At 71.8% G+C, this 20,899-nt stretch carries 15 protein-coding genes; 5 read left to right on the top strand and 10 right to left on the bottom strand.

The features are described from left to right. Positions 1–109: 109 nt before the first annotated feature. The 3 genes from ABZ862_RS12300 (at position 110) to ABZ862_RS12290 (ending at position 5,480) form a co-directional block, all read left to right on the top strand. Positions 110–1,564 carry an FGGY family carbohydrate kinase gene (locus ABZ862_RS12300; RefSeq protein WP_360956180.1) on the top strand — a complete coding sequence of 485 codons (1,455 nt, stop codon included), beginning with the start codon at positions 110–112 and terminating at the stop codon, positions 1,562–1,564. Positions 1,565–1,818: 254 nt separating this feature from the next. Next, positions 1,819–3,552, top strand: coding sequence for an ABC transporter ATP-binding protein (locus ABZ862_RS12295; protein WP_360956654.1), 1,734 nt, complete (start codon positions 1,819–1,821; stop codon positions 3,550–3,552). Continuing rightward, positions 3,552–5,480, top strand: coding sequence for an ABC transporter ATP-binding protein (locus ABZ862_RS12290; protein ID WP_360956178.1), 1,929 nt, complete (start codon positions 3,552–3,554; stop codon positions 5,478–5,480). Before ABZ862_RS12295 ends, ABZ862_RS12290 begins: the two co-directional genes overlap by 1 nt. Positions 5,481–5,539: 59 nt before the next feature. Here ABZ862_RS12290 and ABZ862_RS12285 read toward each other — a convergent pair whose 3' ends face one another. The 5 genes from ABZ862_RS12285 to ABZ862_RS12265 all read right to left on the bottom strand — a co-directional run bounded on the left by ABZ862_RS12285 (position 5,540) and on the right by ABZ862_RS12265 (position 12,672). Beyond that, on the bottom strand, positions 5,540–6,781 hold the full coding sequence (locus ABZ862_RS12285) for an RNA polymerase sigma factor (protein WP_360956176.1): 1,242 nt from the start codon (positions 6,779–6,781) through the stop codon (positions 5,540–5,542). A 235-nt stretch (positions 6,782–7,016) separates the two neighbouring features. Then, entirely contained in the window at positions 7,017–8,930 is a 1,914-nt protein-coding gene (gene dnaG / locus ABZ862_RS12280) for a DNA primase (protein ID WP_360956174.1), read from the bottom strand. A gap of 88 nt (positions 8,931–9,018) precedes the next feature. Beyond that, positions 9,019–10,284: an FAD-dependent oxidoreductase gene (locus ABZ862_RS12275; RefSeq protein ID WP_360956172.1), complete on the bottom strand. Its 1,266-nt coding sequence runs from the start codon at positions 10,282–10,284 to the stop codon at positions 9,019–9,021. A 186-nt stretch (positions 10,285–10,470) separates the two neighbouring features. After that, entirely contained in the window at positions 10,471–11,784 is a 1,314-nt protein-coding gene (locus ABZ862_RS12270; RefSeq protein ID WP_360956170.1) for a deoxyguanosinetriphosphate triphosphohydrolase, read from the bottom strand. Positions 11,785–11,850: 66 nt separating this feature from the next. Beyond that, positions 11,851–12,672, bottom strand: coding sequence for a sirohydrochlorin chelatase (locus ABZ862_RS12265; RefSeq protein WP_360956168.1), 822 nt, complete (start codon positions 12,670–12,672; stop codon positions 11,851–11,853). A gap of 200 nt (positions 12,673–12,872) precedes the next feature. Here ABZ862_RS12265 and ABZ862_RS12260 point away from each other — a divergent pair, with 200 nt between their 5' ends. Next, complete coding sequence (locus tag ABZ862_RS12260) at positions 12,873–13,574, top strand: ElyC/SanA/YdcF family protein (RefSeq protein WP_360956166.1); 702 nt, start codon at positions 12,873–12,875, stop codon at positions 13,572–13,574. 119 nt (positions 13,575–13,693) lie between these two features. Further along, the gene (locus ABZ862_RS12255; RefSeq protein WP_360956164.1) at positions 13,694–15,799 is read left to right on the top strand and encodes a molybdopterin oxidoreductase family protein; all 2,106 of its coding nucleotides are present in this window, start codon (positions 13,694–13,696) and stop codon (positions 15,797–15,799) included. Positions 15,800–16,030: 231 nt separating this feature from the next. On the opposite strand, the gene ABZ862_RS12250 is transcribed toward ABZ862_RS12255, so the two are convergent. From ABZ862_RS12250 to ABZ862_RS12230, 5 genes are all read right to left on the bottom strand, one after another. Further along, positions 16,031–16,639 carry a hypothetical protein gene (locus ABZ862_RS12250; RefSeq protein ID WP_360956162.1) on the bottom strand — a complete coding sequence of 203 codons (609 nt, stop codon included), beginning with the start codon at positions 16,637–16,639 and terminating at the stop codon, positions 16,031–16,033. 253 nt (positions 16,640–16,892) lie between these two features. Next, entirely contained in the window at positions 16,893–17,528 is a 636-nt protein-coding gene (locus ABZ862_RS12245; protein WP_360956160.1) for a 3'-5' exonuclease, read from the bottom strand. 147 nt (positions 17,529–17,675) lie between these two features. Further along, positions 17,676–19,022 carry an alpha-L-fucosidase gene (locus ABZ862_RS12240; RefSeq protein WP_360956158.1) on the bottom strand — a complete coding sequence of 449 codons (1,347 nt, stop codon included), beginning with the start codon at positions 19,020–19,022 and terminating at the stop codon, positions 17,676–17,678. 104 nt (positions 19,023–19,126) lie between these two features. Further along, the gene (locus tag ABZ862_RS12235; protein WP_360956156.1) at positions 19,127–19,981 is read right to left on the bottom strand and encodes a carbohydrate ABC transporter permease; all 855 of its coding nucleotides are present in this window, start codon (positions 19,979–19,981) and stop codon (positions 19,127–19,129) included. Beyond that, the gene (locus ABZ862_RS12230) at positions 19,974–20,888 is read right to left on the bottom strand and encodes a sugar ABC transporter permease (protein WP_360956154.1); all 915 of its coding nucleotides are present in this window, start codon (positions 20,886–20,888) and stop codon (positions 19,974–19,976) included. The genes ABZ862_RS12235 and ABZ862_RS12230 overlap by 8 nt, the downstream gene beginning before the upstream one ends. Positions 20,889–20,899: the final 11 nt, after the last annotated feature.

Below are 20,899 nucleotides of genomic sequence, written 5' to 3'. Positions count from 1 at the left end.
GGGTGCCGCGGGCCGTCCGGGGCACCCCGCGTAACACCGGGCACGCCCGGCGCGCAGAGGCCGACCGGCCCTGCACGGACACCGCCCGGCGTGCGGCAGAATTTTCGCCATGGGGATAGTCGCCGGGCTGGACAGTTCGCCCGCTTTCACTCGGATCGTCGTCTGCGACACGGATACGGGGTCCGTGCTCAGGCAGGGGTATGCCGCGCATCCGCTGGAGGGTGCCGAGGACGGCCGGCGCCCCAGTGACGTCGATCCGCAGGCCTGGCTGCTGTCCCTGGGCGAGGCCGCGGGCGGCGGTCTGCTGGAGGGCGTACAGGCCATCGGGGTGTCCGCGCAGCAGAACGCGCTCGTCCCCCTCGACGCGCAGGGCAACACGGTGCGGCCCGCCCTCGTCGGCGGCGACAAGCGGGCCCAGGTCGCGGCGGCCGATCTCGTCGACGCGCTCGGCGGGCGTGCCGCCTGGGCACAGGCGGTGGGCTGTGTCCCGCAGGCCGCGCAGCCCGTCACCAAGCTGCGCTGGCTGGCGAAGAGCGAGCCCGACAACGCCCGCCGGACCGGAGCGCTGCTCCAGGCCCACGACTGGCTGGTGTGGCAGCTGCTGGGGCGGCCCGCGCGCCGTACCACCGACCGCGGCGGCGCCTCCGGCACCGGCTACTGGTCGGCGGCGACCGGCTCCTACCGCCCCGACCTCGTGGAGCTCGCGCTCGGTCACCAGGTCGTACTACCCGACGTCATCGGGCCCTCCGACGCGGCCGGTACGACACCGGAGGGGCTGCTGATCTCGGCCGGCACCGGCGAGACCATGGCCGCCGCCTTCGGGCTCGGCATCGGTCTCGGTGACGCGGTCGTCTCGCTCGGCGCCTCCGGCTCCGTGATGGCGGTGCACCGCGAGGCCCTCACCGACGGCAGCGGGATCATCACCTCCCTCGCCGACGCCACGGGCATGCACCTGCCCGTCGTCACCACCCTCAACGCCGTGCGCGCCCTGCGCGGCACCGCCGAGCTGCTAGGTCTGCCGGACCTGGAGTCCCTGTCCGACCTGGCGATGAAGTCGACCCCCGGCTCGCACGGGCTGGTCCTGCTGCCCTATCTGGAGGGCGAGCGGACACCGAACCTGCCGCACACCGCGGGCACCCTCGCCGGGCTGCGCCGTGAGTCGATGAAGGCCGAGCATCTGGCGCGGGCCGCGTTCGAGGGGATGCTGTGCGGGCTCGCCGACGCGCTGGACGTGCTGCGCGGCCGGGGCGTCGACGTACGGCGGATCTTCCTGCTGGGGCAGGCCGCGGAACTGCCAGCCGTGCAGGCCGCGGCGCCCGCGCTGTTCGGCACGCAGGTCGTCGTACCGCAGCCCGCCGACTACGCCGCGATCGGCGCCGCCCGGCAGGCCGCCTGGGCGCTCGGCGTGTCCCAGGGCGCCCTGGACCCGCGTACCCCGCCCGTCTGGCAGGGCGCGGCGGCGCAGGTGCTGGAGCCGGGGGACGAACTGGCCGTAGGGCAGGCGGTGCGTCAGCAGTATGTGTCCGTACGGGAACAGACCCACCCGGGCGCGTTCCGCCCGTAGTCGCGCGAGGCCGCCGTTCCGGCGGTGGCGCAAGGGGCGACCGGCCCGTTTTCGGCGGGCCGCACGCCCCGCCGTGCCGCGGCCGACCGCCCCCGGCGCTCCTGCCGGGCCGGGCCGGGGGCACGTGATCGGCTCCACTCCTGGCTTAATGAGTTGAAGTAACACCGGTGGAGTGTTCGACGATAGGGGCCAAGGGCAACCAGATCGCCCCCTCCACGCCGACCGCCCCTGCCGCCGACTCCGAGAGAAGTAGCGTGCTCATACGACTTCTGCGGACCTATCTCAGGCCCTATAAGAAACCCATCGTTCTGCTGGTGGCGCTGCAGTTCCTGCAGACCTGCGCCACCCTCTATCTGCCCACGCTCAACGCCCACATCATCGACAACGGCGTCGTCAAGGGCGACACCGGATACATCCTCACCTACGGCTCCCTGATGATCGGCATCTCGCTGACGCAGGTGGTCTGCAACATGGGGGCCGTGTACTACGGCGCCCGCACCGCGTCGGCACTGGGCCGGGACGTACGGGCGGCCGTGTTCGACCGGGTGCAGTCGTTCTCCGCGCGCGAGGTCGGCCACTTCGGCGCGCCGTCCCTGATCACCCGGACCACCAACGACGTGCAGCAGGTCCAGATGCTGGTCCTGATGTCGTTCACGCTGATGGTGTCGGCGCCGATCATGTGCGTCGGCGGCATCGTGCTGGCCCTCGGCCTCGACGTGCCGCTGTCGGCGGTCCTGGTGGCCGTCGTGCCGGTGCTGGCGCTCTGCGTGACGCTGATCGTGCGCAGGCTGCGGCCCCTGTTCCGGGCCATGCAGGTGCGGCTGGACACGGTGAACCGGGTGCTGCGCGAGCAGATCACCGGCAACCGCGTGATCCGCGCCTTCGTCCGCGACGAGTACGAGAAGGACCGTTTCGGTAAGGCGAACGCCGACCTGACGGAGATGCAGCTGGCGACCGGACGGCTGCTCGCGCTGATGTTCCCCATCGTGATGACGGTGGTGAACCTGTCGTCGATCGCCGTGGTGTGGTTCGGCGCGCACCGCATCGACAGCGGCGGGATGCAGATCGGCGACCTCACCGCGTTCCTCGCCTACCTCATGCAGATCGTGATGTCCGTGATGATGGCCACCTTCATGTTCATGATGGTGCCGCGTGCCGAGGTGTGCGCCGAGCGCATCGAGGAGGTCCTCGACACCGAGAGCAGTGTCGTGCCGCCGTCGGCGCCGGTCACCGAGCTGCGCCGGCACGGTCATCTGGAGCTGCGCGGTGCCGGGTTCCGCTACCCGGGTGCCGAGGAGCCGGTGCTGAGGTCGGTGGACCTGGTGGCGCGGCCCGGTGAGACGACCGCCGTGATCGGTTCGACCGGCAGCGGCAAGTCCACGCTGCTGGGCCTGGTGCCGCGGCTGTTCGACAGCACGGAGGGCGAGGTGCTGGTCGACGGCGTGGACGTGGCGGGCGTGGACCCGAAGCTGCTGGCGAAGACGGTCGGCATGGTGCCGCAGAAGCCGTACCTGTTCGCCGGGACCGTCGCGACGAACCTGCGCTACGGCAACCCGGACGCCACCGACGAGGAGCTGTGGCACGCGCTGGAGGTGGCGCAGGCCAAGGGCTTCGTGAGTGAGCTGGAGGGCGGGCTGAACGCGCCCATCGCGCAGGGCGGCACGAACGTCTCCGGCGGTCAGCGCCAGCGCCTGGCCATCGCCCGCACCCTGGTGCAGCGCCCGGAGATCTACCTCTTCGACGACTCCTTCTCCGCCCTCGACTACGCCACCGACGCGGCCCTGCGCGCCGCGCTGGGCCGGGAGACCGCCGAGGCGACCGTGGTGATCGTCGCGCAGCGCGTGGCGACCATCCGGGACGCCGACCGGATCATCGTCCTGGACGAGGGCCGGGTCGTCGGCACCGGCCGCCATCACGAGCTGATGGCGGACAACGAGACGTACCGGGAGATCGTCCTCTCCCAGCTGACGGAAGCGGAGGCCGCCTGATGGCCGGGCCCATGGGGCGGATGATGGCCGGGAGCGGCCCGGAGAGCCGCTCGATCGACTTCAAGAACTCCAGCAAGCGGCTGATCGGCCACTTCAGGCCGGAACGCGTCACGATCGGCCTGCTGCTGCTGTGCGTCATGGTGAGCGTCACCCTGAGCGTGATCGGCCCGAAGATCCTCGGCAACGCCACCGACCTGGTGTTCGGCGGGATCGTCGGCCGGCAGATGCCGTCCGGGATGACCAAGGAGCAGGTGCTCGAGTCGATGCGCGCGCGTGGCCAGGGCGCGGTCGCCGACATGCTGAAGGGCACCGACTTCACCCCGGGCAAGGGCATCGACTTCGGCGCGGTCGGCAATGTGCTGCTGCTGGCGACGGCGGCGTTCCTCACGGCCGGTGTGCTGATGGCGGTGGCGACGCGGCTGGTGAACCGGTCCGTCAACCGCACGATGTACCGGATGCGCGAGGACGTGCAGACGAAGCTGTCGCGGCTGCCGCTGTCGTACTTCGACAAGCGCCAGCGCGGCGAGGTGCTCAGCCGCGCCACCAACGACATCGACAACATCGGGCAGACGCTCCAGCAGTCGCTGGGCCAGCTCATCAACTCGCTGCTGACCATCATCGGTGTGCTGGTGATGATGTTCTGGGTGTCGTGGCTGCTGGCGCTCGTCGCCCTGGTCACGGTGCCGCTGTCGTTCCTCGTCGCGATGCGGGTCGGCAAGCGCTCGCAGCCGCACTTCGTGCAGCAGTGGCGCACGACGGGCAAGCTGAACGCGCACATCGAGGAGATGTACACCGGCCACACGCTGGTGAAGGTGTTCGGCCGCCAGGAGGAGTCGGCGCGGCAGTTCGCCGAGCAGAACGACGCGCTGTACGAGGCCGGGTTCAAGGCGCAGTTCAACAGCGGCATCATGCAGCCGCTGATGATGTTCGTGTCGAACCTGAACTACGTCCTCATCGCGGTCGTGGGCGGTCTGCGGGTGGCGTCGGGCGCGCTGTCGATCGGTGACGTCCAGGCGTTCATCCAGTACTCGCGGCAGTTCTCGATGCCGCTGACGCAGGTCGCGTCGATGGCGAACCTGGTGCAGTCGGGCGTGGCCTCGGCGGAACGGATCTTCGAGCTGCTGGACGCGGAGGAACAGCAGGCGGACCCGGTGCCCGGCGAGCGGCCGGCCGAACTGCGCGGTCTGGTGGAGCTGGAGAACATCTCCTTCCGCTACGACCCCGACACCCCGCTGATCGACGGCCTGTCGCTGAAGGCGGAGCCGGGGCACACGGTCGCGATCGTCGGCCCGACCGGCGCGGGCAAGACCACGCTGGTCAATCTGCTGATGCGGTTCTACGACGTCTCGGGCGGCCGCATCACGCTCGACGGCGTCGACATCGCGACGATGTCCCGCGACGAACTGCGCGCCGGGATAGGCATGGTGCTCCAGGACACCTGGCTGTTCGGCGGCACCATCGCGGAGAACATCGCCTACGGCGCCTCACGCGAGGTGACCCGCGGGGAGATCGAGGAGGCGGCGCGGGCGGCCCTGGCCGACCGTTTCATCCGCACCCTGCCGGACGGCTACGACACGGTCATCGACGACGAGGGCTCCGGGGTGAGCGCCGGTGAGAAGCAGCTGATCACCATCGCGCGGGCGTTCCTGTCCGACCCGGTGATCCTGGTCCTCGACGAGGCCACCAGCTCCGTCGACACCCGTACCGAGGTGCTGATCCAGAAGGCGATGGCCAAACTGGCCCACGGGCGCACGTCGTTCGTGATCGCGCACCGGCTCTCCACGATCCGGGACGCGGACACCATCCTGGTGATGGAGAACGGCGCGATCGTCGAACAGGGCGCGCACGACGAGCTGCTGGCCGCCGACGGCGCCTACGCCCGCCTCTACCAGGCGCAGTTCGCGCAGGCGGTCGCCGAGGTCGACTGAACGACTCCGCGCGGCGGGGGTGGAGGGGGCCGCCGTACGGTGGCCCCCTCCACCGTGTGTCAGTCCAGATAGCCGCGCAGCTGGTCGGCGAAGGCGTGGTCGCGCAGTTTGTTGAGGGTCTTGGACTCGATCTGCCGTATCCGCTCCCGCGTCACGCCGAAGATGCGGCCGATCTCCTCCAGGGTGCGGGGGCGCCCGTCGGCGAGCCCGTAGCGCAGCTGCACCACCTTCCGCTCCCGCTCCCCCAGCGTGGACAGCACCGCCTCCAGGTGCTCCTTGAGGAGGAGGAAGGCGGCGGACTCGGCGGGGCTCGCGGCGTCGCCGTCCTCGATGAGGTCGCCGAGCGCGACATCGTCCTCCTCGCCGACCGGCGCGTGCAGCGACACCGGTTCCTGGGCGAGGCGCAGCACCTCACCGACCCGCTCCGGGGCCAGGTCGAGCTGGGCGGCGACCTCGTCGGCGGTGGGCTCGTAGCCGCGTTCCTGGAGCAGCCGGCGCTGGACCCGGACGACGCGGTTGATGAGCTCGACCACGTGCACCGGGACGCGGATGGTGCGGGCCTGGTCGGCGAGGGCGCGGGACATGGCCTGGCGGATCCACCAGGTGGCGTAGGTGGAGAACTTGTAGCCGCGGGCGTAGTCGAACTTCTCCACGGCCCGGATGAGCCCCAGGTTGCCCTCCTGGACGAGGTCGAGCATGGTCAGCCCGCGGCCCACGTACCGTTTGGCGACGGAGACGACGAGCCGCAGGTTGGCCTCGATGAGCCGCCGCTTGGCCATCCGCCCCATGACGACGAGCCGGTCCAGGTCGAGGGCCAGCTCGCTGTCCAGGTCGGGCGTGCTGCCGAGCTTCTCCTCGGCGAACAGTCCGGCCTCGACGCGCCGGGCGAGCTCGACCTCCTCGGCGGCGGTGAGCAGCGGGACCCGGCCGATCTCGCGCAGATACTGCCGGAACAGGTCGGAGGAGGGCCCGGCGGTCTCGGTGGCGCGGGTGGGCGGCGGCGGTTCGGCGGCCTCGGGGGCGTCCTCCGGCAGCTCGGCGGGCGGCTCCTGCGGGTCGTGCGGCTCCGGTGCCGTCTCGGGGTGGTGCGCGGCGCGCTTCTGCGCCGGCACGGCCGGTGTCACGGTCTGGGCGAGGGTCTGGGTCTGCACGGGGGCGACCTCCAGGGTCATCGCTGCTGAGGCGTGCGGCAGCGCTGCTTCCAGGGCGGAGTCGGCGGCCAGGCCGCTGTCCGTCCCGTACTCGATGAGCGGAACCGCGGGGGCGTATACGACCCGGCCGCGCTCCGAGGACTCAGGCACCGCTTCCAGTGTGGAGTACGACACACAGCCGCCACGAGGGGCGTGCGGTGACTTTTTGCATCCGCACCCGGGCGGTAGGTGACGACCCCCGTGCCGGGGGCGCTGACTTTCAGCCCGTCCGGCGTTTGAGGACGAGGCCCGAAGGGCCGACAGGGGGGTCTGGGGGCGCAGCCCCCAGGGACGGGAACGGGAAGGGGCGGCGGGGGCGAGGAACCGCGCGCCGCCCCACCGGCGGTCAGAGCGCCGCGGGCCCCTGTTCCCGCAGTGCCTGGTCGTACTGCTGGAGCACCCACAGTTCGTTCTGCACGGCGGCGAACTGGGCCGGATCGGCCTGCGGTCCGAGCCGGGCGAGGGCGGACTGGATCTCCCGGATCCGCCGCTCCACCGCCCGCCGCCGCACGGCGACCAGCTGATCACCGGCGTAGGCCTCGTCGACCGTGCGCCGCATGATCGCCTCGACGGTGAGCTCCGTCACCATGGCCCGCACGGTGTCGTCCGGCGCGGCGTCCCGCACCCGCATCAGGTACTCCCGCGGATCCTGCGTGCCGTACTCCGCGCCGCCCGCGTCCATGATCGCCTGCCGTACGGCCGCGTAGGGCACCGCGGTGAACTCGTCCACGCCGTACGCGTCGAACGCCGGGGAGACCAGCTCGGGCCGCTGGAGGGCGAGCTTCAGCAGCTCGCGCTCGGTGGCGTAGACGGGGTTGCGCAGCTGGAGCGCCGGTCCCCGCACGGCGGGCCGGGAGGCGGCCTCGTACGGCTGCTGCGGCCCCGCGCCGCGCCCCCGGCCCTGCTGCTGCCGCCCGCCGCCCCCCTCACGCGCCCACCGGGCCAGCTGGGCGACCCGCTTGACGACGAACTGCGTGTCGAGGATGCCGAGCATCCCGGCGAGCTGCACGGCGACCTCGTGCTGGGCGCCGCTGTTCTTGATCCGCGCGACGACGGGCCCGGCCTCGTCGAGCGCGGCGGCGCGTCCCGCCGGTGTGTCGAGGTCGTACCGCGCGGTGATCTGCCGCAGCGCGAACTCGAAGAGCGGCGTACGGGGTTCGGTGAGGTCGGTGATGGCCTCGTCGCCCTTGGCGAGCCGCAGCTCGCAGGGGTCCATGCCGTCGGGCGCGATCGCGATGTACGTCTCGGCGGCGAACTTCTGGTCGTCCTCGAAGGCGCGCAGGGCCGCCTTCTGCCCGGCCGCGTCGCCGTCGAAGGTGAAGATGACGCGCGCGCTGCCGTTGTCCATGAGCAGCCGGCGCAGGATCTTGATGTGCTCGCCGCCGAACGCGGTGCCGCAGGTGGCGATGGCGGTGGTGACGCCGGCCAGGTGGCAGGCCATGACGTCGGTGTAGCCCTCGACGACGACGGCGCGGCTGGCCTTGGCGATGCTGGCCTTGGCGAGGTCGATGCCGTAGAGGACCTGGGACTTCTTGTAGACCGGTGTCTCGGGCGTGTTGAGGTATTTGGGGCCGTTGTCGGACTCGTAGAGCTTGCGGGCGCCGAAGCCGACGACGTCGCCGCCGATGTCGCGGATCGGCCACATCAGCCGGCCGCGGAAGCGGTCGATGGGGCCCCGGCGGCCCTCCTGGGCGAGGCCGGACAGCAGGAGTTCCTTGTCGGTGAAGCCCTTGCCGCGCAGATAGCGGGTGAGGTGGTCCCAGCCCTGGGGGCTGTAGCCGACGCCGAAGTGGACGGCGGCGGACTGGTCGAAGCCGCGTTCGGCGAGGAAGACCCGGCCGGTCTCGGCCTCGGGGCCGAGGGCGAGCTGTTCCGCGTACCAGTCGGCGGCGATCTTGTGGGCCTCGATCAGCCGGATGCGTTCGCCGCGCTGGTGGGCGGGGTTGTAGCCGCCCTCCTCGTAGCGCAGGGTGATGCCGGCGCGGGCGGCGAGGCGCTCCACCGACTCGGAGAAGGTGAGGTGGTCGACCTTCATCACGAACGTGATGAGGTCGCCGCCCTCCTGGCAGCCGAAGCAGTGGAAGAAGCCCTTGCTGGGGCTGACCTGGAAGGACGGGGACTTCTCGTCGTGGAAGGGGCACAGGCCCTTGAGGTTGCCGCCGCCCGCGTTGCGCAGCTGGAGGTACTCGGACACGACGGAGTCGATCGGGACCGCGTCCCGGACCGCCTTCACATCCTCGTCGTTGATCCGTCCTGCCACGCGTGAATTCTACGGTGGCCCGCCGACAGCTCGGGGGACCTGCGGGGCCGGACGGATCGGGCGGGCGGGCCGGGTGTCGCCGGGCGGATCAGCGCGGCAGCAGGCTCTCCAGCGGGGTGTGCGGGTCGCCGAGGGCGTCGGTGTCCACGGGGGCGGCGGCGCGGATCAGCTTCTGGATGTTCTCTGTGACGTCCCACACGTTGACGTTCATCCCGGCCAGCACGCGTCCCTCCTTCACCCAGAACGCGATGAACTCCCGCTTCCCGGCGTCGCCGCGGATCACCACCTGGTCGTACGAGCCGGGGGGCGCCCAGCCGCTGTACTCCATGCCCAGGTCGTACTGGTCGGAGAAGAAGTAGGGCACGCGGTCGTAGGTGACGTCCTGGCCGAGCATCGCGCGGGCGGCGACGGGGCCGCCGTTGAGGGCGTTGGCCCAGTGCTCGACACGCAGCCGGGTGCCGTAGAGGGCGTGCGGGAAGGCGGCGACGTCCCCGGCTGCGTGGATGTCGGGGTCGGAGGTGCGCAGCTGTTCGTCGACGGCGATGCCGCCGCCGTGCGCGCGGTCGGCGATCTCCAGGCCCGCCGCCTCGGCGAGCGCGGTGCGCGGGGCGGCGCCGATCGCGGCGAGCACGTCGTGCGCGGGGTGCTCCTCGCCGTCGTCGGTGCGGGCGGCGAGGACCAGGCCGTCCTGGCCGGTGATCTCGGTGAGCCGGGCACCGAAGTGGAACCGCACGCCGTGCTCGCGGTGCAGGTCGGCGAAGAGGGTGCCCAGCTCGGGGCCGAGGACGCCGTGCAGCGGCGTCGGATCGGCCTCGACGACGGTGACCTCGGCGCCGTACTCGCGGGCGGCGGCGGCGACCTCCAGGCCGATCCAGCCGGCTCCGGCGATCACCAGGTGCCCGTTGTCCCGGCCGAGGGAGGCGAGGACGCTCTTGAGGCGCTCGGCGTGCGCGAGGCGGCGCAGATGGTGGACGCCGACGAGGTCGGTGCCGGGGATGTCGAGGCGGCGCGGCTCGGCGCCGGTGGCGATGAGCAGCTTGTCGTAGCGGACGATGGTGCCGTCGCCGAACCGGACGGTGCGGGCGGCGCGGTCGACGGCGGCGACGGTCTGGCCGAGGTGCAGCTCGATGTCGTGGCGCGCGTACCAGGCGAGTTCATGGACGTAGACGCTGTCGCGGGCCTCCTTGCCGAGGAGGTAGCCCTTGGACAGCGGCGGCCGCTCGTACGGGTGGTCGCGTTCGTCGCAGATCAGTATCACCCGGCCGCTGAACCCTTCCGCGCGGAGCGTCTCGGCCGCCTTGGCTCCCGCCAGACCTCCACCGACGATGACGAATGTCTGATCAGCGTCGACCACTTGTTGCCTCCTCGTCAGGGTTCCGCCACTGTTGAGCGTCCCGCACGGTGCGTGATGCGGGAAGAGGGTGTGACCCGATCAGGCCACGGAGGGTTACATTCGGGCTCTTCTTCGTTCGCGGAGTCCCCGTCCGGCCCCGGAGTACACCCCGTCAGACCTCTTGCGTCTGTCTCCGCTTGTGTTCCGTCACGCGGATTCCGGCTTCCGCCGGGTGAGGCGCGCGTGCAGGGAGAGGGCGGAGGCGTCCGTCAGGGACGCTATCTGATCCACGATCACCCGTTTGCGCGCGCTGTCGCCGGGAGCCTGGTCGAACAGCGCGCGGAACTGCGGGTCGAGGCCCTCGGGCGCGCGGGCGGTGAGCGCCTCGGCGAGTTCCGCGACGACTATGCGCTGGTCGGCGCGGAGCCGTTCCTGTTCGGCGCGCTGCATGACGTAGCGGACGGCGACCGCCTTGAGGACCGCGCACTCCGTGCGTGCCTCGCGCGGGACGACGAGTTCGGCCGCGTACCGCGTGAGGCGCCCGCCGCCGTACGCCGCGCGGGTCGCGGTCTCGGCGGCCAGGCAGAAGCGGCCGATGAGCTGGCTGGTGGCGTCCTTGAGGCGGGCCTGGGCGGGCGCCGAGCCGTCGTAGCCGTGCGGCCACCACTCCTGGGCCTGGAGCCGGTCGAGGGCGGCGGACAGTTCGGCGGGGTCGGTGTCCGCGGGCACGTACCGTCCGACGGCCACCGCGAACACCGCCTGCCGCTCGGGTTCCGCGCGCAGGGCGGCCGGGTCGATGTGGCCCGCGTGCAGTCCGTCCTCGACGTCGTGCACCGAGTACGCCACGTCGTCCGACCAGTCCATGACCTGCGCCTCGAAGCAGGTGCGCGTGCCGGGGGCCTCCTTGCGGACCCAGTCGAACACCGGCCGGTCGTCCTCGTACGCCCCGAACTTCGCGGAGTGCGGGTCGGTGGGGTGGGCGCCGCGCGGCCAGGGGTACTTGGTCGCCGCGTCGAGCACGGCGCGCGTGAGGTTGAGCCCGACGGAGCCCTCCGGGGTGAACCGCTTGGGCTCGATGCGGGTGAGCAGCCGGAGCGACTGGGCGTTGCCCTCGAAGCCGCCGCAGTCCTGGGCGAACTCGTTGAGCGCCTGCTCGCCGTTGTGCCCGAAGGGCGGGTGGCCGAGGTCGTGCGAGAGGCAGGCGGCTTCGACCAGGTCGGGGTCGCAGCCGAGGGCGGCGCCCAGTTCACGGCCGACCTGGGCGCACTCCAGGGAGTGGGTGAGCCGGGTGCGGGGGCTCGCGTCCCAGGCGAGGCTGTGCGTGCCGGGGGCCACCACCTGCGTCTTGCCCGCCAGGCGGCGCAGGGCCGCGGAGTGCAGCACACGCGCGCGGTCCCGCTGGAAGGCGGTGCGGCCGGGGCGTTTGTCGGGCTCGGGGGCCCAGCGCTCGGCGGCCTGCTCGTCGTAGGCGGACGGATCGGGTGCCAGGGGGTCGCCGGGTGCGGGTGTGGTGCCTTCCATGCGTATGACAGTAGGCGCCCGCGGTGACAATCGGAGGTACGGCGGGGGATGGAGTTGCCGTGTGGTTCAGGCGGCGCTCGTGGCGGGGGCCGCGAGCGCCTGGTCGTAGCGGTGCAGGACCAGGCGGGCCAGGGCGGGGTGGTCGCCGAGCGGCGCGGCGGCGACCCAGGGGGCGGCGTCGGCGCACTGGCCGGCGAACCGGCCGGGCGCGGTGAAGCAGGACGCGACCGCGACCCGGTCCCGGCCGCGGGCGGCCAGCTCCCGCAGGGCCTCGGGGACGGTGGGCGAGGCCGCGGCGGCGTAGGCGGGGACGACGGGCACGCCGAGGCGTTCCGCGAGCAGCCGTGCGGTGCGGCGGGTGCCGGTGGCGGACTCCGGGTCGCGCGACCCGGCGGCGGCGAGGACGACGGCGCTGACGCGGCGCTCGGCGTCGGTCATGCGGGCGGGCCAGCCGGCCTCGGTGAGGCGGGCGTGCAGGGTCTCGGCGAGCAGGGGGTGCGGGCCGAGCGGCGCGGCCACGCGCGCGTGTACGGGTGCGTGCGCGGCCATCTCGGGGATGTCGTGCTTGACGTGGTAGCCGGGGCTGAAGAGGAGGGGGACGAGGACGGCCCCGGTGACGGACGGCGTGTCCGGCGTGCCGGGCGCGGGCGCGGCGAGGGAGGCGAGCGTGTCGGGCAGCAGGGGGGCGTTCAGCTCGATGTGACCGAGGCGCACGTCCAGGCCGGGGCGCTGCTCGCGGACGCGGTCCTGGAGGGCGCGGACGGTGACCAGGGCGCGGGGGTCCCGGCTGCCGTGCGCCACCAGGACCAGCGGGGGCGGCCCGGACGGCTTCGGGGGCCGCCGGTTGCCGAGGGCGGCCAGGGCGCGGGGGGAGTTCGACACCGTCATGTGGGGATCCTCGCGGCCGGAGATTGCACCGCCGTTGCCTGACAGTGACCGGTGTTTGCAGGCGGTTCACGGTGGTGGAGCGGGTGCTGTGAGGCGCGTACGTGCCGCTGCCACGTATTCGATACTACGACCCGCCAACCGGAAGGCCGGGCGGTGCGTCCTCATGGACCGAGGGCGAGGCGCCGACCGAGGGACACGATATGAAGATCGACATCCGCCGCCCGGCATGGCTGCCGGGGTGGGTACGTCTGCCGCGCACCCGTGCCGGACGGCGCAGGGCCGTGCAGGCGGCGATGGCGGTGTGCGTACTGGCGCTGCTCCCGGCGACCTGGCTGTACGTCTCCACGGGTGACCGGCTCCGCAGCCCGGCCGACGTGCCGCGCACCGACGTGGCGGTGGTCTTCGGCGCCGGTCTGTGGAACGGCGAGCCGTCGCCGTACCTCGCCCACCGGCTGGACGCGGCGGCGGAGCTGTACCGCGCGGGGCGGGTGAAGGTCCTCCTGGTCACGGGCGACAACAGCCGCAAGGACTACGACGAGCCGGACGCGATGCGCGCGTACCTCCGCGGGCGCGGCGTCCCGGCCGGCCGCATCGTGCGCGACTACGCGGGCTTCGACACCTGGGACTCCTGCGTGCGCGCGAAGAGGATCTTCGGCGTGGACCGGGCGGTCCTGATCAGCCAGGGCTTCCACATCCGGCGGGCGGTGGCGCTGTGCGAGGCGGCGGGCGTGACATCGTACGGCATCGGGGTGGACGAGGCGCACAACGTGACCTGGTACTACGGCGGCACACGTGAGGTGCTGGCGGCGGGCAAGGCGGCGCTGGACGCGCTGTTCCACCCGGACCCGCAGTTCCTGGGCCCGAAGGAGCCGGGGGTGACGCGGGCGCTGGCCGACGGGTGAGCAGCCCCGGTGGGAGGCCGCTCCTCACGGCGCCCGCCCCGCGGCGGAGAGGTCGGCTTCCCGGCCGTGTAACAGGGTGCCGTCAGGGCACGTAACACGTCCGAAGCACGCTGGGCGGTATGCAGAACTCCGCGACGCCCACGCACTGCCCGTACTGCGCCCTGCAGTGCGGCATGAATCTGACGCCCACCCCCGAGGGGTCGGTCGAGGTGACCGAGCGGGCGGACTTCCCGGTGAACCGGGGCGCGCTGTGCGGCAAGGGCCGTACGGCACCGGCGGTGCTGTCGTCGCGGGTGCGGCTGACGGCGCCGCTGGTGCGCGGCGGGGACGGTGAGCTGGTCCCGGCGAGCTGGGAGGAGGCCCTGGACCGGATCGCGGGGGCGCTGTCCTCGGTGCGGTCGGCGTACGGCGCGGACGCGGTCGGGGTGTTCGGCGGGGGCGGCCTGACGAACGAGAAGGCGTACACGCTGGGCAAGTTCGCGCGGGTGGCGCTCGGCACCTCGCAGATCGACTACAACGGCCGGTTCTGCATGTCGTCGGCGGCGGCGGCCGGGACGAAGGCGTTCGGCCTGGACCGGGGCCTGCCGTTCCCCCTCTCGGACATCCCGCGGACGGGCTGTGTGATCCTGGTCGGCTCGAACCTGGCGGAGACGATGCCGCCGGCGCTGCGGTACCTGTCGGAACTGAAGGCGAACGGCGGCACGTTGATCGTCATCGATCCGCGCCGCACGAAGACCGCCGAACAGGCGGACCTGCACCTGGCCCCGCGTCCCGGGACGGATCTCGCCCTGGCGCTCGGTCTGTTGCACCTGGTGGTGGCCGAAGGCCGCACGGACGAGGCGTACATCGCCGAGCGCACCACGGGCTGGGAGGAGGCGCGGGCGGCGGCGATGGCGCACTGGCCGGAGTACGTGGAACGCATCACCGGCGTCCCGGTCCCCCGACTCCGGGAGACGGTGCGTCTGTTCTGCGAGCCGGAGTCGGCCATGGTGCTCACGGCACGCGGCCCGGAGCAGCAGTCCAAGGGCACGGACACGGTGGGCGCGTGGATCAATCTGTGTCTGGCGACGGGCCGGCCGGGCCGCCCGCTGTCCGGATACGGCTGTCTGACCGGGCAGGGCAACGGGCAGGGCGGCCGCGAACACGGCCAGAAGGCCGACCAGTTGCCGGGCTACCGCAAGCTGACCGACCCGGAGGCGCGTCGCCATGTGGCGGAGGTGTGGGGCGTGGACCCGGACTCCCTCCCCGGTCCCGGCCGCAGCGCCTACGAACTCCTCGACGCCCTGGGCACGGACGTGAAGGCACTGCTGCTGATGGGCTCGAACCCGGTGGTCTCGGCCCCGCGCGCGGCCCATGTGGAGTCCCGTATCCGCTCCTTGGACTTCCTGGCGGTGGCGGACGTGGTGCTGTCGGAGACGGCGGAGCTGGCGGACGTCGTCCTCCCGGTCACGCAGTGGGCGGAGGAGACGGGTACGACGACCAGTCTGGAGGGCAGGGTGCTGCTGCGCCGCAGGGCGCTGACCCCGCCCCAGGGGGTGCGCAGCGACCTGGAGGTGCTGCACGGCCTGGCGGAACGGCTGGGCGAGGGCGGGGACGAGGCCCTGGAGAAGAAGTTCCCGACGGACCCGGAGGAGGTCTTCGAGGAACTGCGCAGGGCGAGCGCGGGCGGGGCGGCGGACTACTCGGGGATCACGTACCGGCGGCTGGCGGAGGGCGACGGCGTCTTCTGGCCGTGCCCGGCGACGGAGACGGCCGAACGCGCGCCGGGCACCCCCCGTCTGTTCCTGGACCGCTTCGCGACCCCGGACGGCAGGGCCCGCTTCGCCGCCGTCACGCACCGTCCGCTGGCCGAGGAACCGGACGCGGAGTACCCGCTGCTGCTGACGACGGGGCGGGTGGTGGCCCAGTACCAGTCCGGCGCCCAGACCCGCCGGGTCGCCGAACTGAACGCCGCCGCACCGGGCCCGTTCGTGGAACTGCACCCGAGGCTGGCGGCGAGCCTGGGCGTGGCGGAGGCGGACCCGGTGGCGGTCGTCTCACGCCGCGGCCGGGCGGTCGCCCCCGCCCGCATCACCACCGCCATCCGCCCGGACACGGTGTTCATGCCGTTCCACTGGCCGGGCGAGGGCCGCGCCAACACCCTGACGAACCCGGCCCTGGACCCGACGTCGAAGATGCCGGAGTTCAAGGCGTGCGCGGTACGGCTGGAGGCGGTGGAACGGTAGAGGGCGCCGGGCGGCAGGGAGCCGGGCGGTGCGGCGGCTCGAGCCGCGCCCCCGCCGCCGCTCGGCCTCGACGCTCGGCCTCGCCGTCGGCGGAGGTCTTCAACGGTCCGGCCATGACAGCGGCCCGGCGGAATTCCTCAGGCGGGCAGTGCCGGTGCCCCGGACTTCGGGCTTTGATCCCGGTCAGGCGGATTGTCCCGCGAGGTCACCGAAAGGCGAGGTGACGCCGTCTCAGATGGTCGGGGTGTCGTCGACGACCGGCCTGTGGACCTCGACCACCGGCTTCCATCCCGCGGAGAACTCGATGAAGTCCGCACGGGTGGGGTAGGTGTCGATCGCGCGACGGTCACGCTTGGGGGTGTCGCCCCCCTTGCGTCCCCGGGGAACCTGCTCCTCGAAGATGTCGACCTTGACGTCGGGAACCTCCTTGAGGCCCTGACGCCAGATCTGCACGATGTCGGCGCCGAACGCCTGCCGGGCCGCGGCGTAAAGGGCCGTGAGGGCCCCCCTGTCCCCGCCGGGGACGAAAAGCGCCAGGTCCAGCACGACACCGGCGGACTGGAGGACCTCGATGGTCACCGGCCCGTTCTCGTCGGCCAGGTAGATTCCGGCTTCGTTCTCGTCGTCAGGAAGGCAGGAGACCTCTTCCTGGAATACGGTCCTCGCCGTGACCGAGCCGCCCTCGAAATCCTCACCGGACTTGGTCAGAAAAGCAGGGACATAGCAGTCGGGAAGCTTGAGTTCTGCCGTGTCGGCGGAAACGAAGAGCCTGTCCTTCACGCCGAGCTTCGCTACCTCTTCCAGCGAGAGGCGGCGAGCGGCGATCTTCTCCGTGTTCACGATTTCCCCTTCAGATTGCACAGTCCCTGCGGACGAGGACGCTACCACGAAACGCCGAGGTCAACTGCCCAGTAATCCTTGGGTAAATGGCCTTCGACGGCCTGCGCCGGAGGACACCGGAGCGAGTGCCGCTCGGCCGGGAACACGCATCCGCGAGGCAGTGTCCCCCGTCATGGTCTCGGGGATCAACCGGCGGTTGCATTTCGGTGCGTCGGGTGGCACGGAGGGACCAAAGGAGAATTCACGGCAGATATCACCCATATCCCCTCCGGGGAGATGACGGCGAGACGAGGCGAGGCGATCCGTTCGTCGTGCATTCCGACGCGGCCGGCCAGGCACCCCGACCGGAGAGGCCGAGCACGAGGGCCGCGATGTTCCAGGCGTCGTCCTCGCCCCGGTGGTGACGGCCTTCGAGCCGCTTCCCGGCGATCTTCAGGGCCTGCGCCATGCCGGGACGTTTACGCAGGCCGTAGGCCTCGGTGAAGACGGCCTTGGCGTTGGTGTGACGGCGGTCGAAGGGGTAGGGCGTCCGGGTGGCCCGGCACTGCCGGGTGAACTGGTGGCGGTCGTAGTCGCCCCAACTGGCCCACGGGCGCACGCCCGCGCCGTGCCGGGCCGCCAGGAGCCGGCACGCCTCGGCGAAGGTGACCCCCTCGTCGACCTCGTCCTGGGTGAGGCCGGTCAGCTCCGTGCAGAACCCGCTGACCTCCGACCGGGCGGGCCGCACCAGGATCCGGTGCCGGGCCAGGCGCTCCCCCGCGTCCAGGTCGACGACGGTCAGCCCGATCTCGATGATCTCGCTGACCTCGCCGGGCGGCGGGGAACCGGCCCAGCAGGTCGCTTCCACGTCCACGACGTTGACGAGGCCCCCGGCCCCGGTGCTGTCCATGACGGGAAGGGTAGGGAGGGGCGGCGGACGCGGCACGTGGTTTTCGGGGCGGGCGGACACACGGCGTACGGCCCTGCCGCCACCTTCCCGGGTGGCGGCAGGGCCGTCGAGGTCATCCGGCGCGGGTCCTGCCGGGGAGGCCGTGGATCAGCGCAGCGGGACGTCCACCCGGACGGGGCCGGCGAGGTCCCGCTCGCCGGGCGTCACGACGAGGGCACCGTCGGCGGTCTCGGCGGTGGCTCCGGCGGCGGCGGTGGCGGCGGCGAGGTCCAGGGCGTCGCCGTCGGCGTCGAGGGTGACGCGGGTGCCCGCCGGCGCGTCGACGAACGCGTGGGCCGTCTGCCCGGTGCGGGTCCAGCGGACCCAGGGTTCGTCGGACGGCCGCGCGAGGTCCGCGGCGAGGGGACGCGAGCCGAAGACCGCCTCTTCGTTGGCGCGGTTCCAGGCTCCGAGGTCCTCCAGGGTGCGGCGCTGGAGCGGGGTGACCTCGCCGGAGGCGGTGAGGCCGATGTTCAGCAGCAGGTTGCCGCCGCGCGAGACGACGTCCAGGAAGTGGCGCACGGCGCCTGCCCCGCTGAGGGAGTTGGACTCGTCCTCCAGTCGGTTGTGGCCGAAGGAGAAGCCGACGCCCCGGCAGTTCTCCCAGGCGCCGTCGCCCTCGCCGTCCCGGCCCTGCTCGTACTCGCTGGTGCGGAAGTCCCAGTGGGTCTCGCCCCAGCGGTCGTTGGCCACGCCTTCGGGGCGGGCGGCGTAGAAGCGGCGGAAGAGCTCGACGAGGCTCTTGTCCCCCTCGGGCTTGCCGGCGTCGGGGTACTCGATGTCTCCCCACAGGACTTCCGGCCGGTACTTCTCGATGAGGTCGGCGACGTGGTCGAAGGCGTAGTCGGCGTAGGCCTTGTCCCGCGGGCGCAGGGCGTCGTCGATGTGGCGCGTGATGGGCGGGGTCTGGGTGAAGTGCCAGTCGAGGCCGCCGGAGTAGTACACGCCGAAGCGGATGCCCCTGCGTTCGGCGGCGGCGCGGAACTCGCCGATCAGGTCGCGTCCGGGGCCGCGGCGGACGGTGTTGCGGTCGCCGGTGCCGGGAGCGTCCCAGAGGGTGACGCCGTCGTGGTGCTTGGTGGTGGGGACGAAGTAGCGGGCGCCGGTGGCGGCGACGAGGTCCATGACGGCGTCGGCGTCGAAGGACTCGGCCTTCCACAGGTCGAGGAACGTGTCGTAGTCGGCCCCGCCGTAGACCTCCTGGTGGTGCCGGCCGGCCGGGCTGCCCTCGATGCGGATGGTGTTGTAGTACCACTCGGCGTACGGGTTGTGCCTGAACCACTCCTCCTCGTCGATGGTGCCGAGGGCACCGATCGGCTCGCCCCAGGCCGGGACGGAGTAGGGGCCCCAGTGGACGAAGATGCCGAGCTTGGCGTCCTGGAACCAGGCCGGCGTCGCGCGCTCGAACCGCTGGTACTGCTGCGGGCGCACAGGAGCGTTCTTGAACATGGCCATGCCGGGATGGTCCTTTCCGGGGTCGGATCTCTACGGTCCGGGGTCGGATGTCTGTGGTCCGGGGTCGGATTGTCTGTCGTCCGGGCTCGGATACGGCTCCGGTGTCAGCGGCCGCCGAGGCCCGAGGTGACGATGCCGCGCACGAGGTAGCGCTGGAGGACGATCAGCAGGACGGTGGACGGCAGCATGGAGATCACCGAGGCGGCCATGACGAGGTGCCACTGGGTCCCCTGCTGGCCGAAGAACTGCTGGAGGCCGAGCGGGATGGTGCCGAGGTCGGTGACGTCGTTGACGATCACCAGCGGCCACAGGAACGAGTTCCAGTAGGTGATGAAGGTGAACACGGCGAGCACCGCGAGGGAGGGCCGGGCCAGCGGGAGCATGATGCGGAAGAAGGTGCCGAGGTGGCCCAGGCCGTCGATGCGGGAGGCGTCCTCCAGCTCCTGCGGGACGGTCAGGAAGAACTGGCGCAGCAGGAACGCGCCGAGCGCGGTGAACGCCCAGGGCACGATGAGCGCCTGGTAGGTGTTGACCCAGCCCAGTTCTCTCATGAGGACGAAGGCCGGCACGATGACGACCTCCTGCGGCAGCATCATCGTCGCGAGGAAGACCAGGAAGGTCGTGGTGCGTCCGCGCCAGCGCAGCCGGGCGAAGGCGTAGCCGGAGAGTGCCGACACCGCGAGGGTGATGAGGGTGCCGCCGGCCGCGACGAGGACGCCGTTGAGGAGGTAGCGGGTGAACGGCGCGTAGGAGAAGACCTCGGAGTAGTTGCTCCAGCGGAGGGCCGAGCCGACCAGGGACGGCGGGGTCGAGAAGATCTCCGACGGTGCCTTCAGCGAGGTGCCGATCATGAAGATCAGCGGGGACATGAAGATCAGCGCGACGAGGACGAGCAGGGTGTGGCCGACCACCGAGCGCAGGTTGCGGACGCCGCGACTGCGGGAAACGACGTCACTCATAGTGCACCCACTTCTTCTGCCCGAGGAACTGCACGGCGGTGACGCCGAGGATGATGACGAACAGCACCCAGGCCGCGGCGGAGGCAAGTCCCAGCTTCTGGAACGTGAAGCCCTGGTTGTAGATGAACTGCACGAGGGTGACCGTGGAGTCGCCGGGGCCGCCGCGCGTCATGATGTACGGCTGGATGAAGACCTGGAAGGAGGTGATGAGGGTCATCGTTGTCGCGAAGAACAGGGACGGCGAGATCAGCGGGAGCTTGATCCGCCAGAACACCGTCCAGGCGTTCGCGCCGTCCAGCGCGGCGGCCTCCAGCTGACTCTCCGGCACGGAGTCCAGCGCGGACGAGAAGACGATCATGTTGTATCCGAAGCCCTGCCAGACGCTCATGACGACGATCGCGATCATCGCCCAGTGCGGGTCGGCGAGGAAGTCCGGCATCGTGATGCCGAGGAAGGACCGCGCCGTCGCGTCGATGGCGCCGTCCGGCTGGTAGAGCATGCGCCACACGACCGCGTTGGCGACGATCGGGGTGACGGTGGGCAGGAAGAAGACGACCCGGAAGATCTGCCGGTGCCTGATCTTCGGGGACAGCCAGGCCGCCATGCCGAGGGACACCACGAGGTTGAGCGGCACATAGAGGACGACGAACAGGAACGTGTTGCTCAGCGCCGTGCGAAACGTCGGATCACCGAGGAGCGCGCTGTAGTTGCCGAGGCCGATCCATGACGGGGAGCCGATCATGGGCCAGTCGTGCAGGCTCATGAACAGGGCGATGACGACGGGGACCAGGGTGAAGAGCGCGAGCCCGAGGGCGTGGGGCGCGGCGAATCCGACGCCCCACGCTCCGGACCGGCCGCGCCGACGGCCACCCTGGGGGTGGACCTTCGGCGCAGCCGTGGCAGTCACCTCACGTACAA

The sequence above is a fragment of the Streptomyces sp. NPDC047000 genome (assembly GCF_040644295.1).
GTDB lineage: Bacteria > Actinomycetota > Actinomycetes > Streptomycetales > Streptomycetaceae > Streptomyces.
The sequence above is the reverse complement of the archived record's forward strand: the minus strand, read 5'-3'. Positions and strand labels throughout refer to the sequence as shown.

Coding starts and splice junctions, on each gene's coding strand:
- ABZ862_RS12300 (WP_360956180.1), top strand. CDS start 110: ATGGGGATAGTCGCCGGGCTGGACAGTTCGCCCGCTTTCACTCGGATC.
- ABZ862_RS12290 (WP_360956178.1), top strand. CDS start 3,552: ATGGCCGGGCCCATGGGGCGGATGATGGCCGGGAGCGGCCCGGAGAGC.
- ABZ862_RS12270 (WP_360956170.1), bottom strand. CDS start 11,784: ATGGAAGGCACCACACCCGCACCCGGCGACCCCCTGGCACCCGATCCG.
- ABZ862_RS12265 (WP_360956168.1), bottom strand. CDS start 12,672: ATGACGGTGTCGAACTCCCCCCGCGCCCTGGCCGCCCTCGGCAACCGG.
- ABZ862_RS12260 (WP_360956166.1), top strand. CDS start 12,873: ATGAAGATCGACATCCGCCGCCCGGCATGGCTGCCGGGGTGGGTACGT.
- ABZ862_RS12255 (WP_360956164.1), top strand. CDS start 13,694: ATGCAGAACTCCGCGACGCCCACGCACTGCCCGTACTGCGCCCTGCAG.
- ABZ862_RS12245 (WP_360956160.1), bottom strand. CDS start 17,528: ATGGACAGCACCGGGGCCGGGGGCCTCGTCAACGTCGTGGACGTGGAA.
- ABZ862_RS12240 (WP_360956158.1), bottom strand. CDS start 19,022: ATGGCCATGTTCAAGAACGCTCCTGTGCGCCCGCAGCAGTACCAGCGG.
- ABZ862_RS12235 (WP_360956156.1), bottom strand. CDS start 19,981: ATGAGTGACGTCGTTTCCCGCAGTCGCGGCGTCCGCAACCTGCGCTCG.